The organism is Mesorhizobium sp. M1334, from assembly GCF_040317995.1.
GTDB lineage: Bacteria > Pseudomonadota > Alphaproteobacteria > Rhizobiales > Rhizobiaceae > Mesorhizobium.
In genome coordinates, this window is record NZ_JAMYLM010000057.1 from 1 (window position 1) to 8,921 (window position 8,921).

Consider the following 8,921-nt stretch of genomic DNA (forward strand, 5'->3'; position numbering starts at 1 on the left):
TTTTGCCGTCTGCTCCCACGTAGGCCCTCCGTCTCTCGCGATCGGGGGGATTCTTCGCACATTCACCTCATGCGCCGCACGAGGGGAGCGGCGTGGCGCTTACGGGAAAACGGAGCCAGTTGGATTGCCAAGACACCTGCCGGCCGTGTGGGTACAACGGACGAAGTGGCGAGCGCCGTGCTTTTTCTTTGCAGCAGTGCGTCGAGTTACATTTTCGGCCAGGCAATCCATGTGAATGGTGGTTCCTATATAGGGGGTTAGGCCGTGCCACGAGCATGACTTCCTAGTAGGATGACTGGGCTGCGATGGAACCGGCTTCAGCTAAGCGACGCCTTCGGCGCGCGGCGGGGTTGTTTGCCACCTTCTCGGCAAACGCGAAACAGCGCGGCCCCCGAGCCTAATCCGGTCGCTGCGGCGTTCAGGCTTCATCGGGCAGGAGCGGGAAGCAGGAAGCGCGCGCGAAGCAATTCTGCCTCCGGCATCTGCTACTCGCGTCCGGCCCGCCATTCGCGCATTTTGAGATTGAACCTCGCTCCGACCTCGACCAGTGGGCGAGGAGGCAATTTTTGAGGCTTGTCGAATGCTTGGAATATTTCGCCGAGCGGAGATCGATGCCCCACGACCAGCTCCGCCGTTGCAATGCCTGCGGCGGTGGCCTTTGTCCCGCCTATTCCGTTGCAAGCACAGGCGGAGAAAATCCGGTCTTCGAGTTCGCCAAACAGCGGCACCGTGTTATAGGTGAGGGCCATCGCGCCTGCCCAGCGGTACTGCATTTTAAGGTAACGATGATCGGGAAAGCGGTCCGCGAACTTGCGATCATGCAGTTTAGCCGCACTTTTCATCGAGCCTGCGCCGACTTTGATGTTGGGGTGGTAGCTATATCGCGACCGTATGAGGATCCTGTCTCCCCCCGGGCCGTTGATCCGTCTCACCGTTGTGCCCATCGGGGCGGCTGGCGTCGCTCCCCATTTTCGCAGACCGCCAAGGAGGGAAGGTTCGAACGGTTCTGTTAGTGAGGCGTAGGTGAAGACGTGGAGGAGTTCACCGCTTCCAAAGCCGAAGCTTTCCGCGTGACCATTCGTCGCCAGGATCACCTTGTCGGCTGTTACCTCACCCTTCGGAGTCTTTACCTTGCACCCGCTCGACGAGATTTCAATGGACAGGGCCGGGGTCCGTTCGAACAACCTGACAGACCCCTGAAACAGATCCGCAATGTTTCGGACCAATGCAACGGGTTGCACCATGACCGCGCCTGGAGTGAAGAGCCCCGACTTGAAGGAGCGCGTGCCTGTGACCTCGGCAATCTCTGCTGCGCCAAGCAGCTGATGGGGTTCGCCCAACGCCTTCAGCTTGGATGAGTATGTGGTAAGGTGCTCCGTACCGGCATTGGTCATGGCAACGCTGTACTTGCCGCTAGGATCAAGGATGTCCCTGTTCCAGCCGTTCTCATTAGCCAATCCAGCGTATAGCTGAATGGCAGTGCGCGCGACGGTTATCTCGTTGCGGTTTTTGGTGGCAGCATCCGCTCCGAAGTCGCCTGACGAGATGTCATGCGGCAAATCGATGAGGAAACCGGAGTTCCGGCCACTCGCCCCGTTTCCCACGACATCGGCATCGATGACTGCGACCGAAAGGCCTGGGTCGAGTTGAGTGAGCCGCGTGGCCGCGGCCAGCCCTGCGAAACCGGCGCCGATGATGACGACATCAGCACTGAAAGCGCGATCGAGCTCCGGCGTGGGCGTTCTTGCGGGAAGCAATGCTGCCCAGCCGGGCTCCGCTCCATGCGCCGGTAGTCGACTGGCGCGAAATGTCTTTCCCATCTTTACAGGGCTTGTTGCTCTATCAGCCCGCGCAACGCCTGCCGAAGCGCCGCGGTCCGATCTGACGAGAGAGAGCCGAAAGGCTTTCGTGCCTTGCCACAGCTATAGCCGGTAAGATCTGCCGCCGCGTATACATGCTGGACATAGTCGCCCTCCCAAAGGAGGGACATAAGCGGTTCAAGTTGGCGCCCGATAGACCGCACATCATCCCATCTCTTTTCCTTGGCGGCTTTCATGATTGCAACGCAGGTTCGAGGAGCGATGTTTGCACCACCCCAAATCAGTCCAGAGCAGCCCGCAAACAGCGAGAAAGGAACGAGCGGATCGGCCCCGTTTATGACATCCAGGCCGGTTGCGATCAGCCGCACCTGGGAGATCAGGTCTCCGCTGCTGTCTTTTACCGCTCGGAACTCTGGCAGCTCGCAGAGCCTTTGCAGCAGATCAGGCGTAATCCGAACGCCGACTGCCTGAGGAACGTTATAGCCAATGATAGGTAGCCCCACTTTCGCGACTTCAGCGTAGTAGTCGAAAATGCTGTTGTCGTCCGATGGACCTTCGAAGAAGGGCGGGAGAACCATGACACCGTCGGCACCGGCATCCTTGGCGAATTGAGTTCTTCCCACGACATCCGAGGTCAGCAGCGCCGAAGCCTGTGCGATCACCGTGGCCCGTCCAGCCACCTTGCGCGCGCCGCGCTCAATGACGGCTTTCGATTCCTCAGGAGTCAGGTAGACATGCATGCCCGTTCCAGAGCTGAACACGAAACCATCGACGCCGGCGGCCAGGTAACGCTCGATGAGTTCCTCCAAGCGGCCGAAATCGACTCGCCCGTTTGCATCAAAGGGTGTCGTAATTGCCAGATTGAGACCAGGAAAAGCGAATGTCGACATCTCAAACTCCATCTTCGGACGAACTCAGATCGACCCAAAGGGTCTTGGTCTGGCAATATTGATCATGCGCGTGGATGGACTTGTCCCGTCCGCCAAAGCCTGATTGCTTGTAGCCGCCAAACGGAGTGGCGGCGTCGCCCTCTCCGTAACAATTCACAGTGACCGTTCCCGCCTTGATCGACCGCGCGGCGCGAAGTGCCCTCGTGCCATCGCCGACAAAGACCGAGGCTGCCAGGCCATATTCGGTCTGGTTGGCGAGCGCGACTGCTTCTGCGAGAGAGTCCACCGGAATGACCGACAGGATCGGGCCGAAGATTTCTTCGCGGATGTGCCTACCTTCGTGCTGCGAGAATTCAACGATTGTCGGCTCGATCGTTGTACCGCCGAATACCTTTCCGCCAACCACGACCCGGCCATCGGTTTCCAGGTAGCTGCTGACCTTCTCAAAATGAACGGTCGAAACCAGCGGACCGATGCGTGTGTCTGGGTCGAGCGGATCGCCAACGGTCCATGTCTTGGCTACATCGATAAGCTTTTCAAGCAGGCGATCTTTCACGCTCCGATGGACAAACAGGCGAGAAATGGCCGAGCAGTTCTGGCCCACGTTCCAGAACGCACCGTTGCAGATGTGGGCGGCCACAGCATCAAGATTGCGGACGTCGCCCATAACGATGCAGGGGTTCTTGCCTCCCATCTCGAGAACCACTTCCTTGATGTTGCTCTCCGACGAGTATTTGAGGAAGCGGCGCCCGGTCTCGGTCGAGCCGGTAAAGGAAACTGCGTCAATGTCCGGATGTCGGCCGATTGGTTCACCGACGTCGGGACCGTCACCAGTCACCACGTTGAAAACGCCAGCCGGAAGCCCAGCCTCGAGCGCAAGTTCCGCCACGCGCAAAGTGGTTAGCGACGTCTCTTCCGCTGGCTTGACAACGACGGTGCAGCCCGCCGCGAGAGCAGGCCCGATCTTCCAGGCCAACATCAGAAGGGGGAAGTTCCACGGAAGAACGATCCCGACGACGCCGATGGGCTCGCGCACAATGAGGCCAAGGGAAGAGTCGTTTGCTGGCGAAACCTGGTCGTAGATCTTGTCGATGGCTTCCGCATGCCATCTAAGGCTGTTGATTGCCTCCGGGACGTCAATGTTGATGCAGTCGGTGATCGTCTTGCCGCTATCCAGGCTCTCCATCAGCGCCAGTTCGCTCAAGTTTTCCTCGATCACGGAGGCGAGCCTCAAAAGCATCTGCTTGCGGGTTGCCGGTGTCAGCTTTGACCAGCGTCCGTCCTCGAACGCCTGCCGCGCGGCGGTAACAGCCCTGTCGACGTCGTCGGCAGAGCCCGCCGGTAGATCGGCCAGAACCTTGCCCGTCGCTGGATTGAGAGTGGCATAGGTCCTGCCCGACAATGCCGCGACATGCGCCCCATCCACGATCATTTTGGTAGGCAGGCTGATGGATTGTGCCTTCGTCTTGTAGTCGACCTTCCCGTGCATTCCGATTCTCCTCCTTTTGTCGCGGCGTGACACTGAGACATTAACTGTCTCTCGAGTTCGCTCGCCGTATCGGTTCCGACGTCACCGACAACATTGCTTGCAAAAACTCGGTCGCCGCTAGCATCAATGCCCGCGGAAGACCGTGCCGGACCGGTGCAGCCTCAGTTCCTGGTCCTTGCAGATACAAGGACGTTTTGTTGGATCGGAAGGTCTGACCGATCGGGCCATACAAGCTCCGCCACAGCCCGGACGCATGGTCTGTCTGCAGTCTCGTCTTGCGATTTGATGACCCCACATCCCTTCAATCATCTTGATGGCGTCAATAGATCTCACCTCGCGCCTGAGCCGCGCTTGGCTACCCTATAAGCAGCGGCCAGTTGCAGTTCAAATGAGTATTATTGGCGTGCCGGATAACCAGGAGTCATAGCCCGTCCACAGTTCGACTTAACGCCGCGCTAATTCTTCGGCCTCTAGGCGAACCAGCCCCGACAGCGCCTTGAGTAATAATGGCAAACTGTCCTCAAGCCGATCCAATGTTCGCCCCCGCAATGCGAGTCTGCGCCAACGGCACCGTCAGTTGTCACGGTCTCGAACTGGCCACATTGCGCCTATGATGCCAGGACGTTGTCATCTCAGGTTCTGCGGCCTCTAGTCGGGGCAGGTTGTTATCCCTTCGGGAGAAGCGGAACGCGATCAAACTGAGTTATGAAGCCCATGACATTTTTAGAGGTCCGTAGCGCCACGAAATTTGCTATCGGGAGTCCGCAGCTCTCTCAGTGGCGTTATAAGGCTCTGGAAAGGAAATTCCTGAAAGTTTACTCGACATTCTCCCACGCAAACGCGACGCAATGAACCATAGTGCCGCCGGCTCCCTCCGGCCAACGGAACGCTGCTGCCAGGAAGCAATCGGATGGTAATTCCTCCCTCACCACATTTTAACGCTGTCGAGCTGACTGATTTATTCAATGCGTCCCGCGCGACCTTAGACGGTGGAACCTCTATGGGCCCACCAAACGAGGGTTGGAGCCGATCGCTTGCCGGTCTCCAATCGCTGCGAGGCATCCCCTTCCTTTTTGGCCAGCTGAGCAACGCAGACGTCATAATGCTAAAGCCTGATGGCGCAGCCACTCATATTCCAATGGCGCCGCAGAAACTTACCTACATTTTGTTTGCTCAGGCCGTTGCAGACCGGGTGGACGTTGTACCGCCCGGATTTGGTGACACGGCGCCGCTTGATAGTCCTTACTCGAAAGGAGTTGCGGCCAATGCTTTGGGTGATGTCGTGTCTCGCTACACGATCATGTACGCGGACGGCACGGAAACCGAAACCCCTATATTGCGGCGGTTCGCTATTCAGCAACACCATGTATGTTGGGGAGCAAGCCCGTTTGCCGCGGTGCCAGCGCGAGGACCGCACGTCTTTGCCACGCACGCCGAAGACGTTGCAATGGGGCGTGCATCGCAGGTCGATTACGGGCGAGCGGAATTTCGTACGGAATCGGGGCTTGATTATAGGAACGACAATCTCTGGCTTTACGCCATGCCGAACGAACACCCAGAAAAAGAAGTCGTGGGCATCCGGTTACGCGCAGACTCGGAAATGTCGCTGGTATACGCCATAAGCACGACCGAGCTTCAGGACCACCCCTTACGCCTACAGACGCGGAAAAAACTGAGACTGAGACTCCCTGTGGGAGTGAGCCTGAATAGGTTTGGTGAGCTTGACTGCGACGATCGCGGCAACCAGATCGGAATTGATTTGGGAGTCGTTATCTCCGCTCGAAGGGTGCTGGATTACAAGCAACCGGAATGGCTTAGCGATCTGCATGACGTCCAGCCCGAGGCCTCAGAATCAGAGGTCATAGTGGAGTATTCAGCCCATCCCGATGCGCGGCTCTTTTTGAGAGCTGACGATGGCACACGTTGGGAAAAGGAGCTGAGATTACTGGCGGACAATGATCAAGCCCCGGGAGACGGAGGCGAGCTGGCTGCTTCGCCGATCGCGCCGGCCACCAAGAGCGTACAATTCACAATCGTTGAGAAGGGAACGTCCAAGCGCGTGCCTGTCAGGATACACGTTCATGGCCCCCATGGCGAATATCTTCCCCCCAAAGGGCATCATCGGAAAGTCAACGTCGGAACATTTGAAGACTGGTTTGCTGAATTTTCGAATGGGTTCAATCAGTATGCTTATATAAACGGCCATTGTATCATCGACCTCCCGATTGGGCAAGTGTTCGTTGAAATCTCCAAGGGTTTTGAAGTATTACCTATGAGGTGCATCGTTGACATTACCGACGAGAGCGCAGACTTAACGTTCGAATTGGAAAAAGTCCTGCATTGGCGTGAGAAAGGTTGGGTCAGCTCTGACACGCATGTCCACTTCCTTAGCCCCCAAACCGCTTTGCTGGAAGGGCAGGCTGAGGGGGTTAATGTGGTCAACCTGCTGGCATCCCAATGGGGTGAGATGTTCAGCAACGTGGGCGATTTCGACGGCCAAACGACGCTGGGCGCAAAAGACTTCGGCGGCAACGGGGAGTTTCTGGTCCGCGTCGGGACCGAAAACCGTCAACAGGTTCTCGGCCACATATCCCTGCTTGGATATCAAGGAAACATGATTGAACCCCTCTGCACGGGCGGGCCGGACGAGGCCGCGGTCGGCGATCCTCTGGAAGCTACTCTGGCGGAATGGGCAGAGCGCTGTCGCAAACAAAACGGCCTTGTTGTGATGCCGCACGCGCCCAACCCGCAAGCAGAGCGTGCTGCCGATATCGTCCTTGGTCTGGTCGATGCGCTCGAAGTGATGTCCATGAACCCAAGGCGGTGGCAGATCAGTGCGTTCGCTCTCGCGGATTGGTATCGGTTCCTCAATATCGGCTATCAGCTTCCTCTCGTCGCAGGATCTGACAAGATGGATGCCGCTGCGCTCCTGGGGGGAATTCGAACCTACGCCAAGCTGGCCGACAACGACTTCACCTTCAAGAACTGGATGGATTGCATCCGTGGCGGCGATACCTTTGTTTCTGTCGGCCCGTTAGTGAATGCGACAGTTGAAGGACGCCGCCCTGGCAGCAAGGTCTCCCTCCCGCCCACAGGCGGCACAATCACGGTCCACTGGGAAATTGAATCTGTCAGTGTTCGAACGCGGGCCGTCGAAGTGATCTGCAACGGCTTCGTAAAGGAGCAGTTTCGGTTCGATCACCTTTCTGCGACAAGGCATTGCTCCTTCCACGTAGCAGAGTCTTGTTGGGTGGCTATAAGGGTTAGAGGCAGTGTCGCCGGACGTGAGGACGATATTGCAGCTCACACGAGTTCTGTGTTCGTCGAAGTAGGAGAGCGCCCGATATTTGCGACGACGGATGCCGTGGCTGTTCTTGCCCAAATCGAAGGCTCGATTGCTTACTTGGACACGCTCGCCCCGAGAAGCAGCGAAGCCAAGCAAGCGCGAATGCGCGCCGCCCTCGAGCTAGCTCACCATCAATTGCATCATCGACTGCATCATCAGGGTGTTGGCCATACGCACAGTCCCATTCATTCGCCGCATATTGCACGCGAGCATTGAGTTGGGCATCAAGAGTACTTGCAAAGTGCGCACAAGCCTGTGCCAGCAATTGATGAGACTATCCACGTTGGTCGAGCAGCTTTTGGTGTATTCTCAATCGTTGACCCGGGGCGGCGGCAATGCTGAATGTCCGGCTCGTCCAGACCCATGCTCAAGGGCGATGACTGCGGCTCCCCAGGCCGTTTGATCCTGCACATCACGCACTCCATGATCCATGATCTCCGCTTCGACCAGATGCACACCACGCTCGCCGCAATCCTGCTCATCGCGGCCGCGATGCCTGCCTACGGCCCATATCGGTGTCAACGCCACCTCGGCCTTCGGCGTCCCTATCCGGCCTTGACCACATGACTGTGATAATCGCCGTCGGCCTTTGGGCGGCGCTGAAGAGCGGAAAGGCAATCTAGGCATGGCCGCTCGCCTTCGTCGCCATCATGCTGGCGGGTGGCGGGCTTGGTATCCTACATGGGCCGGTGCCTTTCGTCGAACCTGGCATCCTCACTTCCATGGTTGCGCTTGGCCTTCTGGTGGCGCTGGCGGTCGATCTGCTGTGTCGGCAGATGTGGCCATCATTGGCCTCTTCGCGCTGTTCCACGGCCACTCGCATGGTACCGAGGTGCCAGAGAATGTCGGCGGGCTGGAATTCGTGGCAGGCTTTGCCGTTGCCACGGCGCTTCTCCATGCCGGCAGCGCGGGCGCTCTGAGCTTGGGCATGCGTTTCTGCGGCCGAACCGCGCCCCGGTGCCACCTGCCGGTCGGCGTTGGCCTTGCCCACGGAATGCTGTAATGCCGCGATGCGACGGTCACGCTGAAGGTCCCCCAACAGCGGCGCCCGACCCGATCCAGGTCGGCAGTCGAGTGAACATAAGTTGGTAGCCTCTGAAAGCGGGAAGCAAGGGATCGCTCAAGACCAAGCATCGAACAGTTAGGGTCCTTCGCTAAATCCCGCTGGTGTCGATGCCGGCTCAATACTCCCCAGAAGTGCCGTTTGAATCTTCCCCAGTATAGCGCTGCCGCCGGTCTTCCGGAGCGCGCTCCGGGAGACCGGCGGCGCGTAATCGTTGATGCTTCTCCTGATGGTCGGGAGAGGGATTTCGGTGATCAAGATCGGGGAGATGATGATGATACTGGATTTGCATCGGCAGGGCCTGTCGGTGTCG

At 58.2% G+C, this 8,921-nt stretch carries 6 protein-coding genes and 1 pseudogene; 3 read left to right on the forward strand and 4 right to left on the reverse strand.

The window, feature by feature from the left end; translation table 11 throughout:
- Nucleotides 1-69 precede the first annotated feature (69 nt).
- The gene (locus tag NKH17_RS32970) at nt 70-261 is read left to right on the forward strand and encodes an SDR family oxidoreductase (protein ID WP_352973508.1); all 192 of its coding nucleotides are present in this window, start codon (nt 70-72) and stop codon (nt 259-261) included.
- A gap of 224 nt (nt 262-485) precedes the next feature.
- Here NKH17_RS32970 and NKH17_RS32975 read toward each other — a convergent pair whose 3' ends face one another.
- The 3 genes from NKH17_RS32975 to NKH17_RS32985 are packed head-to-tail and all read right to left on the reverse strand — an operon-like array spanning nt 486 to nt 4,199.
- Entirely contained in the window at nt 486-1,820 is a 1,335-nt protein-coding gene (locus NKH17_RS32975; protein ID WP_352973502.1) for an NAD(P)/FAD-dependent oxidoreductase, read from the reverse strand.
- Between the two features lie 2 nt (nt 1,821-1,822).
- Entirely contained in the window at nt 1,823-2,710 is an 888-nt protein-coding gene (locus NKH17_RS32980) for a dihydrodipicolinate synthase family protein (protein ID WP_352973503.1), read from the reverse strand.
- 1 nt (nt 2,711) lies between these two features.
- Nucleotides 2,712-4,199 (reverse strand): aldehyde dehydrogenase, encoded by a 1,488-nt coding sequence (locus tag NKH17_RS32985; protein WP_352973505.1) that lies wholly within the window; start codon nt 4,197-4,199, stop codon nt 2,712-2,714.
- A 910-nt stretch (nt 4,200-5,109) separates the two neighbouring features.
- Between NKH17_RS32985 and NKH17_RS32990 the strand changes: the two genes are divergently transcribed.
- Both NKH17_RS32990 and NKH17_RS32995 read left to right on the forward strand, forming a co-directional pair.
- Complete coding sequence (locus NKH17_RS32990; protein ID WP_352973506.1) at nt 5,110-7,761, forward strand: CehA/McbA family metallohydrolase; 2,652 nt, start codon at nt 5,110-5,112, stop codon at nt 7,759-7,761.
- A 409-nt stretch (nt 7,762-8,170) separates the two neighbouring features.
- On the forward strand, nt 8,171-8,548 hold the full coding sequence (locus NKH17_RS32995; RefSeq protein ID WP_502910657.1) for a HupE/UreJ family protein: 378 nt from the start codon (nt 8,171-8,173) through the stop codon (nt 8,546-8,548).
- Between the two features lie 178 nt (nt 8,549-8,726).
- Here NKH17_RS32995 and NKH17_RS33000 read toward each other — a convergent pair.
- Nucleotides 8,727-8,921 (reverse strand): annotated as a pseudogene (locus NKH17_RS33000) (hypothetical protein); the annotation flags it as partial.

Bases quoted from the DNA above. Each gene is read 5' to 3' on its own strand.
- NKH17_RS32985 (WP_352973505.1), bottom strand. From the start codon at position 4,199: ATGCACGGGAAGGTCGACTACAAGACGAAGGCACAATCCATCAGCCTG.
- NKH17_RS32990 (WP_352973506.1), top strand. From the start codon at position 5,110: ATGGTAATTCCTCCCTCACCACATTTTAACGCTGTCGAGCTGACTGAT.
- NKH17_RS32970 (WP_352973508.1), top strand. From the start codon at position 70: ATGCGCCGCACGAGGGGAGCGGCGTGGCGCTTACGGGAAAACGGAGCC.
- NKH17_RS32980 (WP_352973503.1), bottom strand. From the start codon at position 2,710: ATGTCGACATTCGCTTTTCCTGGTCTCAATCTGGCAATTACGACACCC.
- NKH17_RS32975 (WP_352973502.1), bottom strand. From the start codon at position 1,820: ATGGGAAAGACATTTCGCGCCAGTCGACTACCGGCGCATGGAGCGGAG.
- NKH17_RS32995 (WP_502910657.1), top strand. From the start codon at position 8,171: ATGGCCGCTCGCCTTCGTCGCCATCATGCTGGCGGGTGGCGGGCTTGG.